This is a genomic window from Mycobacterium sp. TH-M11 (genome assembly GCF_057473725.1).
The window spans coordinates 1-14480 of record NZ_JBYCLD010000014.1 but is presented as its reverse complement, the minus strand read 5'-3'; the positions used below and the strand labels follow the sequence as shown (position 1 = coordinate 14480).

Annotated in this window: 14 protein-coding genes and 1 tRNA gene; 4 read left to right on the top strand and 11 right to left on the bottom strand. The window is 66.9% G+C overall.

The genetic code is table 11. The annotated features are described in order from the left end of the window. Positions 1 to 103: 103 nt before the first annotated feature. On the bottom strand, positions 104 to 313 hold the full coding sequence (locus tag AC2VOG_RS00640) for a hypothetical protein (protein WP_486937982.1): 210 nt from the start codon (positions 311 to 313) through the stop codon (positions 104 to 106). Positions 314 to 315: 2 nt separating this feature from the next. Next, positions 316 to 741: a cell wall synthesis protein CwsA gene (cwsA, locus tag AC2VOG_RS00635; protein ID WP_486937981.1), complete on the bottom strand. Its 426-nt coding sequence runs from the start codon at positions 739 to 741 to the stop codon at positions 316 to 318. A 78-nt stretch (positions 742 to 819) separates the two neighbouring features. On the opposite strand from cwsA, the gene AC2VOG_RS00630 reads away from it, so the two are divergent. Next, positions 820 to 1365: a peptidylprolyl isomerase gene (locus AC2VOG_RS00630; RefSeq protein WP_486937980.1), complete on the top strand. Its 546-nt coding sequence runs from the start codon at positions 820 to 822 to the stop codon at positions 1363 to 1365. Positions 1366 to 1387: 22 nt separating this feature from the next. On the opposite strand, the gene AC2VOG_RS00625 is transcribed toward AC2VOG_RS00630, so the two are convergent. Next, positions 1388 to 1819 carry a PH domain-containing protein gene (locus AC2VOG_RS00625; protein ID WP_486937979.1) on the bottom strand — a complete coding sequence of 144 codons (432 nt, stop codon included), beginning with the start codon at positions 1817 to 1819 and terminating at the stop codon, positions 1388 to 1390. Positions 1820 to 1973: 154 nt separating this feature from the next. Beyond that, positions 1974 to 2255 carry a cell division protein CrgA gene (crgA, locus tag AC2VOG_RS00620; protein WP_486937978.1) on the bottom strand — a complete coding sequence of 94 codons (282 nt, stop codon included), beginning with the start codon at positions 2253 to 2255 and terminating at the stop codon, positions 1974 to 1976. An 89-nt stretch (positions 2256 to 2344) separates the two neighbouring features. On the opposite strand from crgA, the gene AC2VOG_RS00615 reads away from it, so the two are divergent. Then, entirely contained in the window at positions 2345 to 3157 is an 813-nt protein-coding gene (locus AC2VOG_RS00615) for a DUF881 domain-containing protein (RefSeq protein WP_486937977.1), read from the top strand. Between the two features lie 18 nt (positions 3158 to 3175). After that, positions 3176 to 3859 (top strand): aminodeoxychorismate/anthranilate synthase component II, encoded by a 684-nt coding sequence (locus AC2VOG_RS00610; protein WP_486937983.1) that lies wholly within the window; start codon positions 3176 to 3178, stop codon positions 3857 to 3859. Here the strand turns inward: AC2VOG_RS00610 and pknB are convergent. From pknB to AC2VOG_RS00575, 7 genes are all read right to left on the bottom strand, one after another. Continuing rightward, entirely contained in the window at positions 3837 to 5717 is a 1881-nt protein-coding gene (pknB, locus tag AC2VOG_RS00605; RefSeq protein ID WP_486937976.1) for a Stk1 family PASTA domain-containing Ser/Thr kinase, read from the bottom strand. The genes AC2VOG_RS00610 and pknB overlap by 23 nt on opposite strands. Beyond that, positions 5714 to 7024 carry a serine/threonine-protein kinase gene (locus AC2VOG_RS00600; protein WP_486937975.1) on the bottom strand — a complete coding sequence of 437 codons (1311 nt, stop codon included), beginning with the start codon at positions 7022 to 7024 and terminating at the stop codon, positions 5714 to 5716. Before AC2VOG_RS00600 ends, pknB begins: the two co-directional genes overlap by 4 nt. After that, the gene (gene pbpA / locus AC2VOG_RS00595) at positions 7021 to 8502 is read right to left on the bottom strand and encodes a D,D-transpeptidase PbpA (RefSeq protein ID WP_486937974.1); all 1482 of its coding nucleotides are present in this window, start codon (positions 8500 to 8502) and stop codon (positions 7021 to 7023) included. Before pbpA ends, AC2VOG_RS00600 begins: the two co-directional genes overlap by 4 nt. Further along, complete coding sequence (locus AC2VOG_RS00590) at positions 8499 to 9908, bottom strand: FtsW/RodA/SpoVE family cell cycle protein (RefSeq protein WP_486937973.1); 1410 nt, start codon at positions 9906 to 9908, stop codon at positions 8499 to 8501. Before AC2VOG_RS00590 ends, pbpA begins: the two co-directional genes overlap by 4 nt. Further along, on the bottom strand, positions 9905 to 11380 hold the full coding sequence (locus tag AC2VOG_RS00585) for a PP2C family protein-serine/threonine phosphatase (protein ID WP_486937972.1): 1476 nt from the start codon (positions 11378 to 11380) through the stop codon (positions 9905 to 9907). Before AC2VOG_RS00585 ends, AC2VOG_RS00590 begins: the two co-directional genes overlap by 4 nt. Further along, a complete protein-coding gene (locus AC2VOG_RS00580; RefSeq protein WP_486937971.1) occupies positions 11377 to 11844 on the bottom strand; it encodes an FHA domain-containing protein FhaB/FipA in 468 nt (155 codons plus the stop codon). The genes AC2VOG_RS00585 and AC2VOG_RS00580 overlap by 4 nt, the downstream gene beginning before the upstream one ends. Positions 11845 to 11952: 108 nt before the next feature. Next, positions 11953 to 13413, bottom strand: coding sequence for an FHA domain-containing protein (locus AC2VOG_RS00575; protein WP_486937970.1), 1461 nt, complete (start codon positions 13411 to 13413; stop codon positions 11953 to 11955). A 201-nt stretch (positions 13414 to 13614) separates the two neighbouring features. Between AC2VOG_RS00575 and AC2VOG_RS00570 the strand changes: the two genes are divergently transcribed. After that, positions 13615 to 13697: transfer RNA gene (locus AC2VOG_RS00570), tRNA-Leu, on the top strand. Positions 13698 to 14480: the final 783 nt, after the last annotated feature.

Here is a 14480-nt window from a genome sequence, read left to right as displayed (position 1 = left end):
ACCAGCTGTAGATAACTTGTCCACGACAGGGAGCGGTACTCCGCATTAGCCGTCGTCGTGTACGTCGCGGATACCTCCCTGGCACCTAGAGATAACGAATCTCCTAGGCTCCACAACCGTCGTCGGCGAGATACGTCACCTCATACCACCGCCGAGCGCCGTCCAGGTCATCCGTTTGCGTCGCACCTTCCAACCGCACATCGCACAGGTCCGAGTGGTCCAGCCGGATGAAGGCCTCGAGTTCGGTGTCGCGCGCTTCGCCGGTCACGTCGGCGGCCGCCAGCGCCCTGCCCTGGTAGCGGTGCCAGCCCAAGGTCAGGGGCGGTGGTCGACGTCGACGCTGGGCGGCAACGCCGACGGCTCCGGCTGCTGCGAGCGGCGGATGATCGAGAACGCCACTCCCCCGGCGGCCAGCACGCCTGCGGCGGCGCCGGCCAGTACCCACCGCCTCGGCTTACGGCGCTGCGCACGACGGGCCTGCGCCAGCGCCTCGGGCAGGCCGGTGACTACGTCCTGCGCGGCAGCCAGCTCCTGGACCAAAGCGTCCTGGGCGTGCTGGAAGTCACGGGCCAGCCGGCCCTCGCGGTAGCGGCGACGCAGACTCGACGCGCCGGCCTGGGCCGAGTGGGCGCCGAGGCCGACCAGGCCGCGGGTCAGGTCGACGGGCCCGATAGCCGTGTAGTGCAGACCGCGGCTCAGCCGCTCCCGTGGGGTCAGTCGGATGTGGGTCTCAGCACGCATTCCTCGCCCTTTCGCATGACCGCCTCGGCATTACGTTCAGAGGCTACCGGCACCGGATGTCCGGCGGGGCGAACGGTGATGGCAGACTGTGCTCTCGTGACTAGCCCGATTCAGACCGCCACCGCTACATTGCACACCAACCGCGGCGACATCAAGATCTCGTTGTTCGGTAACCACGCCCCCAAGACCGTCGCCAACTTCGTCGGCCTGGCGCAGGGCACCAAGGACTACTCGACCGAGAACGCCTCCGGGGGCAGTTCCGGGCCGTTCTACGACGGCGCGGTTTTCCACCGGGTGATCAGCGGATTCATGATCCAGGGCGGCGACCCGACCGGCACCGGTCGCGGCGGCCCGGGCTACAAGTTCGCCGACGAGTTCCACCCCGAGCTGCAGTTCGACAAGCCCTACCTGTTGGCGATGGCCAACGCGGGCCCGGGCACCAACGGCTCGCAGTTCTTCATCACCGTCGGCCAGACTCCGCACCTGAACCGCAAGCACACCATCTTCGGTGAGGTCGTCGACGCGGACTCACAACACGTCGTGGACGCCATCGCCACCACCGCCACCGGCCCCGGTGACCGTCCCACCGAGCCGGTCGTGATCGAGTCGATCACCGTCTCCTGACCGATCGCCAAGCCGCGACGCTTCAAGCTCGCGGCGGTCGGGAACGCGCGTAGCCGCTCGCTGTCAGGGCGTCGAGCACATTCAAGGGATCTGTGCCGAGGTCCCATCGGGAGAAGACGAATAGCCGGCCGTCGTGGGCGTCGATCTCGAGCAACCGCATCTTGCGCCCGATCCGGCGGAACTCGGTGATCCGGGTGCTCTGGATGTCGGTTCGCTGCAAGTACTGGGGCCGTATCCAGCCGCCGATCCGCAGGCCGGTGTCGGTAATTGCCAATTTTGGCCGCGCGCGCCACGTTCCCGCGGCAAACAAGATCAATCCGGCAGCGGAGAAGGCCAGCAGGAAGCGCCCGGGACCATCTGTGACGACGGTCACGCAGGCGGTAGCCATCGAGACCCCGGCGAGCCCGCAAGCTGCGGTTCCGGCTGCCGATGGCGCCCACTGCGTCAGCTGCACGGCGCTCCTAGGGGTGTCGAACACTACCGATCGGGTTATCCACAGGCGCTATCCACAATGGGGATGAATCACATGCGTGTGATCCAGGTCCGCACTGGTTGCTGGTTCAGCGGCCCGGCGGCGGAGGGCAGCCGCAGCATGGTCAGTTCTGGTCCTACCGCCATCGCATCGTGAGCAGTAAGCCACTGATCATGAAAGCAAACGCGACGGCGTAGTTCCACGGGCCCAGGTTCGCCATCCAGTTGAGCACCGAGGGCGCGTCGGGACCGGTCGCGGCCAATTGGAACACCATCAGCCAGATCAGGCCGACCAGCATCAAGCCGCAGAACAACACGACAAACCACACGCTGGAAGGGCCGGCCTTGACTTTGACCGGGGTGCGGCTCACCGCGCGCGCGGTGAAGTCGGTCTTCTTGCGGACTTTGGACTTGGGCATTGCTACCTCGGGTATAACTCGTAGCTACGGTAAGCAGAACGGGTGCATCGATGAGAGTAACGCACTCACCAGCAGCGGACGGAGTGCCGATGGCGCGCAGCGCGGAGCGAGGGCCACGTGCCCGCCTCGGCGTCCGGGCGCTGCGCGGCCCGCACCGGCGCCAGGCGGCGCAACGCTCGGCGTGGCGGGTGGGCGTTCCAGTGGTGTGCCTGTTGGCGGGCCTGCTGCTCGGCGCGACGCACGGGGTGTCCCGCGGCCGCGAAATCCGGCGCAGCGACGCACCCCGGCTGGTCGACCTGGTCCGCAGCGAGCAGTCCGCCGTGACACAGCTGAGCGCCGAGCGGGACAGACTGGCCGGCGTCATCGACTCCACCCACGGTCGATCGAGCGACGTGGCGCTGGCGGCGATGCTGCGGCGGTCGGCCGAGCTGGCCGGCAGCGCCGGGCTCGAGCCCGTCCACGGCCCCGGTCTGACCGTCACACTCAACGACGCGCAGCGCGACGCGAACGGCCGCTTCCCCCGCGACGCCTCCCCCGACGACCTCGTCGTGCATCAGCAGGACATCCAGGCCGTCATGAACGCGCTGTGGACCGCCGGCGCGGAAGCCATCCAGATGCAGGATCAGCGCATTATCGCCACCTCGGCGGCCCGCTGCGTGGGTAACACGTTGCTGCTCAACGGGCGGACCTACAGCCCGCCGTACACGATCACCGCGATCGGCGACGCCAACGCGATGCAGGCGGCGCTGGCCGCCGCGCCACTGGTCGTCCTCTACAAGCAGTACGTGGTGCGCTTCGGCTTGGGCTACACCGAACACGTGCTGTCCGACGCTCACGTCGCGGGCTACACCGAGCCGCTGCGGATGCACTTCGCCGAGCCGATCGGACCCATCAGTTACTGACGGTAGGTTGGCACGATGGTGCAAATCTTGGTCGTCGACAACTACGACAGCTTCGTCTTCAACCTGGTGCAGTACCTGGGCCAGTTGGGTGTCGAGGCGACGGTGTGGCGCAACGACGACCCGCGGCTGGCCGACCCGCCGGCAACCGTCGCCGAGGTGGACGGGATTCTGCTGAGCCCCGGCCCGGGCACCCCCGAACGCGCCGGCGCCTCGATCGAGCTGGTGCGGGCCTGCGCCGCGGCGCGCACCCCACTGCTGGGGGTGTGCCTGGGTCACCAGGCCATCGGCGTGGCGTTCGGAGCCGCCGTTGACCGGGCGCCCGAACTGCTACACGGCAAGACCAGCAGCGTGTATCACACGAATACCGGGGTGTTGCAGGGGCTTCCGGACCCTTTCACCGCTACCCGGTATCACTCGCTGACGATCCTGCCTCAGACGCTGCCCGCGGAACTGGAGGTGACCGCCCGCACCCGGAGCGGGGTCATCATGGGCGTCCGGCACCAGGATTTGCCGATCCATGGTGTGCAGTTCCACCCGGAGTCGATCCTCACCGAAGGCGGCCACCGGATGCTGGCCAACTGGCTGACCGAGTGCGGGCAGGCCCGCGATGACGGGCTGGTGCGCAAGCTGGAAAGCGAATTGGTGGACAGCCTGGCGGCCGTCCGGCACCAGGACTGCGCTACTGACCGAACTTCAGCGTGATGCTGCCGTCTCGGTTGGCGCCCTGACCCGCACCGGGGCTCTGGTAGACCACCCGGTTGTGCTGCGAGCCACCGGCGTCCACGTCGGGGCCCCGGTCCAGAACCCCGGTCCAACCCAGCGCGCGTAACCGCGGTTCGGCGTCGGCCCAAAACATTCCCGTGACGTCCGGCATCACGAACTGGTTGCCCTTGGACACCTGCAACTCAATCACCGTGTCGACGGGAACGTTGGCGCCCGCAGGCGGATTCGTTCCCACCACGGCGCCGGCCGGTCGGGGGCTGTCCACCGCCGCCTGAGCGAACTTCGAGAAACCGTAGACCGCCAGATTCTTCTGGGCCTCATCGGCGGTCTGGCCGGCGACGTCGGGAACCTGCTTGCTTGACGGACCGGTGCCGACGATCACCGTGATCTCGTTGGTGATTGCCGAGGTCTGGTTGGCAGGCGGGTTGGTGCCGATGACTTTGTCTTTCGTCTCCGGCGTCGACGGGGAGTTGACCTGCTTGAAACGACCGAAGCCGGCAGCCTTGAGCTTCTTCACCGCCGCCGCATAGCTCAGCGACGAGACGTCGGGTACCTCGCGCTGCTCAGGTCCGGTCGACACGTTGACCGTAATCAATTCGCCGGCACCGACTTTGGCGTTGGCGCTGGGATCGGTGCCGATGACGTGGTCGGGCAGGACGGTCGAGTCGGGCTTTTGCAGGGTGCGGGTCTTGAATCCGTGGTTCTGCAGGGTGGCGATCGCATCGGCCGACGCCTGGTTGCGCACGTCGGGCACCTGCACGTTGCGCATACCGCCGCCGACCGTGTTGATCAGGATCGTGACGACCACGGTCAGCACGGCCAGCGCCGCGACGGCGATCACCCATCGCCTGATCGAGCCGGCACCGGGTTCGCGGATGAAGTCGGGCTGCTGGCGGGCCAGCGGAGTGGTATGCGCGCCGGCTGAATCAGCCGAATGCGGAGTGGCCATCAGCGAAGAGCGCTCGGCCTCGGTGAGGACCTTGGGTGCCTCCGGTGGTTCGCCGTTATGCACCCGAATGAGATCGGTGCGCATCTCGGCGGCGGTCTGGTAGCGGTTCTCGGGGTTCTTGGCCAGCGCCTTGAGCACGACGGCATCGAGGTCGGCGGAGATGCCTTCGTAACGCTGCGACGGCGGGACCGGGTCTTCGCGGACGTGCTGGCAGGCCACGGCGACCGGCGAGTCACCGACGAAAGGCGGTTCACCGGTGAGCATTTCGTACAACACACAGCCCAGGGAATACACATCGGAGCGGGCATCGACGGTGTCGCCGCGGGCTTGCTCGGGTGAAAGATATTGCGCGGTGCCGATCACCGCGGCGGTCTGGGTGACGCTGTTGCCGCTGTCGGACAGGGCGCGCGCGATACCGAAGTCCATCACCTTCACCGCGTTGGTGTGGGAGATCATGATGTTGGCCGGCTTGACATCGCGGTGAATGATGCCGTGCTGGTGCGAAAAGTTCAGCGCCTGGCAAGCGTCGGCGATGACCTCGATGGCGCGGGTGGGAGTCATCGGCCCGTCGGTGTGGACGATGTCGCGCAGCGTCACGCCATTGACGTACTCCATCACGATGTACGGCAGCGGCCCGGCAGGCGTATCAGCCTCGCCGGTGTCGTACACCGCGACGATCGCGGGGTGGTTGAGCGCTGCGGCATTCTGCGCCTCGCGGCGGAAGCGCAGGTAGAAGCTGGGGTCGCGGGCCAAGTCGGCGCGCAGCACCTTGACCGCCACGTCTCGGTGTAGCCGGACATCGCGCGCCAGGTGCACCTCGGACATGCCACCGAAACCGAGGATCTCACCAAGTTCGTAGCGGTCGGACAGTTGTTGCGGGGTCGTCATCGCTGTTTCTCGTGTCGGGATGCCACCGCGCACGAGAAGATCGGCGCGGCCGCCCGCCGGGGGGCGGGCAGGTCGCATTGCCCTTCAGGATTACCCGCGGCCACCCGGTACGTCCAATTAGTTGGATGCGCCGGAGCGGATCCAGACTTGCTGGGTGGTACTCCGGTGTCGGTCACCGTGGGTGTCGATGGTTGCTGCTGGGAATTGTCGTTGTGCGAGTTCAGCACGATGAGGATCGCGATGATGATCGCCAGGGCGCCGAGCACGCCGGCGGCCCACAGCAGCGCACGCTGGCCCGACGAGAAGGTGCGCCGCGGTGGCGGGGTCCGATGACCGCCGGTGGTCGGCCGCACCCGGCGAGCGGCCGGCGCCCGGGTGGTGGCGGCGGCCGCCGCCCGAGTCTGCGATCCCGACGGGATGGCGGCCGGCGTGGCACGCGTGCTTCCAGTGGCCTGATTGGGCCGCGGCGGGCGGCGGCCTGCGCGCACGGCCGCGACCGCATCGGCGAACGGTCCCCCGCTGCGGTAGCGCATGCCCGGGTTTTTCACCAGGGTGATCTCGATCAGCTCGCGCACATTCGGTGGCAGGTCCGCCGGCAGCGGCGGCGGGGGCTCTTTGATGTGCTTCATCGCCACCGTCAGCGCGCCGTCGCCGGTGAACGGCCGCTTACCCGAAACCGCTTCGTAACCGACAACTCCCAGCGCATACACGTCGCTCGCGGGAGTCGCGTCATGACCGAGCGCCTGCTCGGGGGCGATGTACTGGGCGGTCCCCATTACCATGCCGGTTTGGGTCACCGGCGCGGCGTCGACGGCCTTGGCGATACCGAAATCGGTGATCTTGACTTGGCCCGTCGGCGTGATCAAAATGTTGCCCGGTTTGACGTCGCGATGCACCAGCCCGGCGGCGTGCGCGACCTGCAACGCGCGGCCGGTCTGTTCGAGCAGGTCCAGGGTGTGCCGCAGTGAGAGCCGTCCGGTCCGCTTGAGCACCGAGTTCAGCGGCTCGCCGTTGACGAGCTCCATCACCAGGTACGCGGTCCGGCCCTCGCCGTCCATCTGTGTCTCGCCGTAGTCGTGGACGCTGGCGATGCCCGGATGGTTGAGCATCGCAGTGGTGCGTGCTTCAGCCCGGAAGCGTTCGATGAATTCGGGGTCCTGGGAAAATTCCTGCTTGAGCACCTTGACGGCGACACGTCGACCCAGCCGACTGTCGACAGCCTCCCAGACCTGGCCCATGCCGCCGGTGGCGATCAATCGCTGCAACCGGTAGCGGCCAGACAGCGTCACACCTACTCGCGGGCTCATGGTCCTCCCTGCAGCGCGGCCTCGATGACGGCACGCCCAATCGGTGCGGCAAGCGCACCTCCGGTCGCCGATGGGCTGCCACCGTCCGCTGTTCCCTCTACGAGTACCGCGACGGCCACCTTGGGGGCCTGCGCGGGCGCAAAAGCGATATACCACGCATGCGGCGGGGTGCGGCGCGGGTCGGTGCCATGTTCGGCGGTACCGGTCTTGGATGCGATCTGCACGCCGGGGATCGCCCCTTTCTGCTGTGTCATGTTCTCGGCGCCGACCATCAACTCAGTTAGCTTAGCGGCGACCTGCGGGGACACCGCGCGGCGCTGTTCACGCGGTGCGGTCGTGCTGATGTTGGCCAGGTCGGGTCCCTGCAGGCTCTGGACCAGGTAGGGCTGCATGGTGATGCCGGCATTGGCGATGGTAGCCGCAATGACCGCATTCTCCAGCGGCGTCAACGCCACGTCCTTTTGACCGATGCTCGACATCCCGAGTGCCGCGGCGTCGGAGATGGGTCCGACGGTCGACTCGGCCACTTGTAAGGGGATCGACTCCGGGACCGTGTCCAGCCCGAACGCCCGGGCCGTGCTGCGCAGTGCGGCGGTGCCGGTGAGCAGGCCCAACTGGAAGAATGCCGTGTTGCAAGACCGGGCGAACGCCTCCCGCAGCGTGACCGTTTCGGCGTCGCCGCACGGTTGGCCACCGTAATTCTCCAGGGCGGCGGTGCTGTCGGGTAGTGGAGTCGACGCAGCCGCGGTCAGCTCGTCGTTCTCGGCCGCACCATTTTGCAGGGCCGCCGCGGTGGTGATCACCTTGAATGTCGACCCGGGCGGATAGGTCTGCGAGATCGCGCGGTTGATCATCGGCGAGTTGGGGTCGTCACGCAGTTGCTGCCACGTCTTCGACTGCTGTTCAAGGTCGTGGGAGGCGAGCAGATTGGCGTCGAATGACGGCGACGAAACCATGGCCAGGATCTTCCCGGTCGACGGCTCCAACGCCACCACCGCGCCTCGGCAGGGCCCGTTGCAGCCCTGTTGCATCGCGTCCCAGCCGGCCTGCTGGATGCGGGGGCTGACGGTGGTGTCCACCGTGCCGCCGCGCGGATCGCGGCCGGTGAAGAAGTCGGCCAGCCGGCGGCCGAACAGCCGTTGGTCGGACCCGTTGAGCACCGCGTCTTCGGCACGCTCGAGGCCGGTGCTGGAGTAGCGCAGTGAGTAGAAGCCGGTGATTGGGGCGTACACCGCGGCGTTGGGATACACCCGCAAAAAGCGGAAGCGGCTGTCGGTGGCCACCGAGTAGGCCAGCAGTTGTCCGCCCGCGGTGATTTGGCCGCGCTGGCGGGAGTACTCGTCGAGCAGCACCCGCTGGTTGCGCGGATCGGACCGCAGGCCGTCGGCGGTGAACACTTGGGTGAGCGTGACGTTGAGCAGCAGCAGCACGATCAGCGCCATGACGCTCATCGATATCCGGCGAAGCGAGGTGTTCATACCTTCTCGATCACCTCGGTGTGGGCGCCGGCGATCGGGGAGGTGTTACGCGGCTTGGTATGCAACGGACGCCGCGCAGAGTGCGAGATGCGCACCAGGATCGCCAGCAAGATGTAGTTGGCCACCAGAGACGAGCCGCCGTAGGACAGCCACGGTGTGGTCAGGCCGGTCAGCGGAATGAGGTTGGTGACGCCGCCGACGACGATGAACAACTGGATCGCCAGCGCCGAAGCGAGTCCGGCGGCCAGCAGCTTGCCGAAGCTGTCGCGCACCGCGATCGCCGTTCGCATCCCGCGGATGATCACGATGGTGTAGAGCATCAGCAGGCCGGCCAGCCCGACCAGCCCGAGTTCCTCCCCGAACGCCGCGGTGATGAAATCCGTTGCGGCAGCGGGCACCGTGTCCGGCTGGCCGTTGCCCAGTCCGGTCCCGAAGACTCCCCCGGTGGCGAAGCTGAACAGCGACTGCACAATCTGGTAGCCGGCGCCGTCGGGGTCGGCGAACGGGTCCAGCCAGGTCTGCACGCGGACCCGGACGTGATCGAAAGCGAAGTAGGCCAGCACGCTTCCCAGCCCGAACAAGGCCAGTCCGAGCACCATCCAGCTGAAGCGCTGGGCGGCGAGGTAGACCACCACAAGAAACGACGCGTAGAGTAAAAGCGAAGTGCCCAAGTCTTTTTCGAATACCATCACGCCGATCGACGCTGTCCACGCACCCAACAGCGGGGCGAGGTCACGCGGACGCGGCAGGTCCATCCCCAATACATGTTTGCCGGCACTGGTGAATAGCCCGCGCTTGGCGATCAGCACAGCGGAAAAGAAGATCAGCAACAGGATTTTGGAAAACTCGGCGGGCTGAATTGAGAAGCCTGGCAACCGAATCCAGATTTTCGCGCCGTTCTGTTCGGACAGCGACCTCGGCAGCAGCGCGGGGATGGCCAGGATGATCAGGCCGGTCAGCCCGCAGACATAGCCGTACCGTGCGAGTTGACGGTGGTCCTTCAGCGAGATCACCACAGCGGCGAAGGCGCCCACGCCGAACAGCGTCCACAAGATTTGCGGACTGGTGACGGCGCGGCTGCTTCCCTCGGCCAGCCTCTCGCCGAGATCGAGCCGGTGAATCATCACCAGCCCAAGTCCGTTCAGTAGAGCCACAACTGGTAGCAGCAACGGATCGGCGTACGGCGCATAGCGTCTGATCGCCAGATGCGCGACGGCGAATACCGCCAAGAAGCCCACCGCGTAGTTGAGCAACTGCCAGCTGAGGCCGCGCTCCTGGTTGGCCTGCACGATGGCGAACGCCGCCACCGTGATCACCGTGGCGAAACACAGCAACAGTAACTCGGCATTGCGCCGATTCGGCAACGGGGGTGTGACAGTGACGGCCGCCTGCGGCTGCGTCGTCATTCCGGAGTCCGGCAGTCGGTGCCCGGTTGGGGTGGCGGCGGCGACAGGGCCGTAACAGGGGGATGAGCGGGCGCCGTCGGCGACGGACTTGCCGGAGATTCGTGGGGGACAGAGGATTCCGCGCTCGGCGCGGTTGCCGGTGTCGTCGAGGGCGGCGGCGGCGGTGCGGCGGGTGCCGGAGCCTGCGCCCGGGCCAGCGGACACAGCGGCAGCAGCGATTCTGTGGCCAGCCGGCGCAATTGCGCGTCGGCCTGCTCCAGCGTGCCGGCGGGAAGCCCTGCCGACACCTGCGCCCGCGCCGACTCGGCCAGGTCGGAGGGCTTCATCAGCCGGCAGTCGTGGTGGGCGGCGGCCGTGCCGAAGCGGATCACCGAGAGCTGGTTGCGGCTGTTTAGGCAACCCTGCGAATACGGTTGGTGCAGAGGCACACCCGGAAGGGATACCTGGATACCCTGCATGATCGACACGGCACCGGCGTAGTCGGCGACGTAGTAGTAACTGCGGATCACCGTACGTCCGATGGCCAGGGCGGCGAGCGCCAGTAGGATCGCCAGCACCACCCCGATCAGCGTCCGACGCCGCGAACGTCGCGCCGGTGGAGCCGTATCCATCTGGGGCGGAACGCGTTTGGCGACGTCCTTGCGCGGGGTGAGGGCCGAAGCCCGGCTGGCAGAGGTGTTGGGCCGGGCCAGCTGGTCGTGGATGTCGGAGTCACCGGACACCGCGCCCGCAATGATCGGCTGGGTGGGTCCGTAGTCGTTGTCGACGACATCGGCGACTACCACCGTGACGTTGTCGGGGCCGCCGCCGCGTAGCGCCAGTTCGATCAACCGGTCGGCACTATCCCTGACGTCGGGAATCTTCAGGGCGTCCAGGATCGTCTCGTCGCTCACCGGGTCGGAAAGCCCGTCCGAACACAGCAGATAACGATCGCCGAGGCGCACTTCACGCATGGTCAGGGTGGGCTCGACCTCGTGGCCGGTCAGCGCACGCATGATCAACGACCGCTGCGGGTGGCTGTGCGCTTCCTCTTTGGTGATCCGGCCTTCGTCGACCAAGGTCTGGACGAAGGTGTCGTCTTTGGTGATCTGCGCCAGCTCACCGTCGCGCAGCAGGTAGCACCGCGAGTCACCGACATTCACTAACCCAAGACGGTTGCCCGCGAACAGGATTGCGGTGAGGGTAGTGCCCATCCCCTCGAGTTCGGGCTCCATCTCCACCTGCGCGGCGATGGCCGAATTGCCGGCGTGCACCGCGGCGTCGAGCGTGGCGAGGAGGTCGCCACCGGGCTCGTCGTCGTCGAGGTGGGCCAGCGCCGCGATTATCAACTGCGACGCGACCTCACCGGCGGCGTGCCCGCCCATGCCGTCGGCCAGCGCCAACAATCGCGCACCGGCATACACCGAGTCCTCGTTGTTGGATCGCACCAAGCCGACATCGCTGCGCGCTGCATAGCGCAAGACCAAAGTCACGAGCGCAACTCAATCACCGTTTTGCCGATACTCACCGGCGTGCCAATGGGAACCCGTACCGCCGTCGTCACTTTCGCCCTGTCGAGGTATGTACCGTTGGTCGATCCTAGATCTTCGACGTACCATTCCGAGCCGCGCTGGGAAAGCCGTGCGTGCCGTGTCGACGCATAGTCGTCGTTGAGTACCAACGTAGAGTCGTCGGCTCGGCCGATCAGCACCGGCTGGCCGCTCAGCGTGATTCGGGCGCCGGACAACGCTCCCTCGGTGACCACGAGATAGCGTGCCGCATTTCCCCGCTGCCGGGCCGGTAACAGCGTCCCGCGCAACGTCAAACCACGCCTCACCATCACTGCCCCGGTTGGTGCGTAGATGTCGGTGCGCAGGATCCGCAGCACCGACCAGATGAACAACCACAGCAGCATCAAGAAACCGGCGCGCGTCAGTTGCAGTAGGAGTCCCTGCATCTGGCGTCCTCTCCGTCCTGGGTGCCGCGTGCCTTACGTGCCCGGATTTAGCAACGTCACGATACTTGGAGGGCGGTCGGCGCGGGGTGAAGCTGGCTGCGCGACGACTCAATGGATGTGGACGACGATCTCCGAGTGTCCCAGCCGGATCACGTCGCCGTCGGCCAGCTGCCATTCCTGGACAGGTGCGTTGTTGACGGTTGTCCCGTTTGTGGAGTTGAGGTCGGACAACAGCGCCACTTGGCCGTCCCACCGGATTTCCAGGTGGCGACGCGACACACCGGTGTCCGGGAGCCGGAACTGCGCGTCCTGGCCACGGCCGATGACGTTGGGGCCCTCGCGCAGCTGGTAAGTGCGCCCACTGCCGTCGTCGAGTTGCAACGTCACCGTAGATCCGGCGGCCGCGTAGCCGCCCTGGCCGTAGCCCCCCTGCCCGTAGCCGCTCTGGCCGTAGCCACTGGGCTCGGCGGGCTGGCCGTAGTCAGACCCGCCATAACCGCCCCCTGGCGGGGCGTAGGACTGCCCGTAATCCGGCTGGGCGTAATCCTGCGGGGCATAGCCCTGCTGCCCGTAATCCGGCTGGGCGTAATCCGGCTGGGCGTAATCCTGCGGGGCGTAGTCTTGGCGGCCGTATCCGCCGCGTTGGTCGTAGCCCTGGTCGGGGTAGCCGCCGCGCTGGTCGGGTGCGCCGTAGCCCCCGTCGTCCTGGCGGGCCGGCCCGCGTCCATAGTCGGCGTATTGGTCGTAGCCCGGGCTGCCGCCGGGTTGTCCGTAGCCGCCGGGTTGTTGTCCGTAGCCGGCGTCTTGGCGGTGCCCGCCGCCGTAGCCACCTTGGTCGGGGTAGCCGCCGCGCTGGTCGGGGTAGCCGCCCGCGTTGTATCCGCCGCGCTGTTCGTAGCCTTGGTCGGGGTAGCCGCCGCGTTGCTCGGGAGCGCCGTAGCCGCCCTGGTCGTAGCCACCAGGCTGCTCGGGGGGGTAGCCACCGCGGGGGTCCGGTGCGGCATACGGGTCTTGCTGCGGGGGCGCGTAGGGGTCGTCGTAGTAGTCGTCTCCGGGCCGACCCGGTCCCTGTCCACCGCCGCCGTAGCTGGAATTCTCGGTCATCGCTGGTACTCCTGGTTCTGCGTCGCACGCATGGTCTGATTGTGGCGGGGCGGGCTCGCCGGCCGTTGGCCGGGGCTCGACATCGGGGTTGACAGCGCCGCGGGTGCGGAACTGGCCGGTGTGCAGGTTCGCCGACTGCTCGAACCGGACGACCACGTCACCATATGTTTGCCACCCCTGTTCGCCGATGTATCCCGCCAAATGCTTGGCGAAAGCGTCCGAAGTGAGATCCGGATCGGCGCCCACTTTCTGGTAGTCGTGCATACCGAGGGTAATGACGTATTCGTTCGGAGCCAAAAGGCGATTGCCGGCAACGAGACGGGTGCCCTCGCCGGCCTCCCGCCGCAGCATCGCCTCGAGCTCTTGGGAGACGATCGAGCCGCCGAATACGCGGGCAAAAGCGTCGCCGACGGAGACTTCGAGCCGGCGCTCGATGCGCTGAACTAGCCCCCTCTGGCCGCTCATGTCCCTGTCCTCGTGTGTGAAGCTGCGCGGGAGCCGGGTTCCGGCGTGTCGCACAACGCGTGTCGTCTTGAGCATGCTATCCGGCCAGCGCAGCGCAGCGGCACCTTCAGAACTCTGAGAATCGCATCGCGGCAGGTCATCGCGGCGGCGTCCGATTTGGGGAACGCCGCCACTACAGTGATAGGCTCCACCGGTTGTTTAGGGCGAGTGGCGGAATGGCAGACGCGCTGGCTTCAGGTGCCAGTGTCCTTCGGGACGTGGGGGTTCAAGTCCCCCTTCGCCCACAAAGAGCGGTTCTACGAACTCAGACGCAAAAGGTCACGAACTCGAAAGAGAGCGTGACCTTTTGCGTTCCTTCGCTTATCCATGCCTCTACGCGGTCACGGTTCACCCCTTGCGGTTGAGTCGCGAGAGGAGAAAAGGGGGAGCGTGCCGCAGTGCGATGCTCGATTTGTGAGCTACGCACGCTGCCCACCTGGTGAAGCTCTGCGAGCAGGTGGCCACTGAGGTTGCCGTCGCTGACTTTCTCGCGCACCCGCCGGGCTACGACGGCCGCCCGGCGTTGCCGCGCTGGCACGCGCGACGCCGGGGACCTGAACCTTGATCCCGGCGCGCACGTGTATGCAACACGAGCGCAGAACGACATCGTTCGCTGGGCCGCCGATGTGACGCTTGGCACCGATCCAATCGCCGCAGATTTCGGGGCCACACCGTTCGGAGCGTCGCCCGGCCCTGGCTGGCCATTGGGCTTGCCGACGATAGCCGCGCACAGCAGCTATTGGGATCCTGGCAACCCGGCCTTGGCCAACATGGGCCGTATCATTGCAGGCAGAGCCGATGTCACTCCACCGACTTAATGCCATGACAATAGTCAGCCCAGTTCGCATGCCTCTCTGGTTTTTGTCGCCACGGCCGCCCTCATCGTCGCCTGCTCGCCGACAAAACCACCCCCTTCCCTTGGACCGGAAACTCCGACCGGCGCCACACCACTACCCGGAGACCCCATGGAACCTACCCCCAGCGCGTCATCGCCGAAAACTCCCGGCAGTCAACAAGAAGCTCAGGAC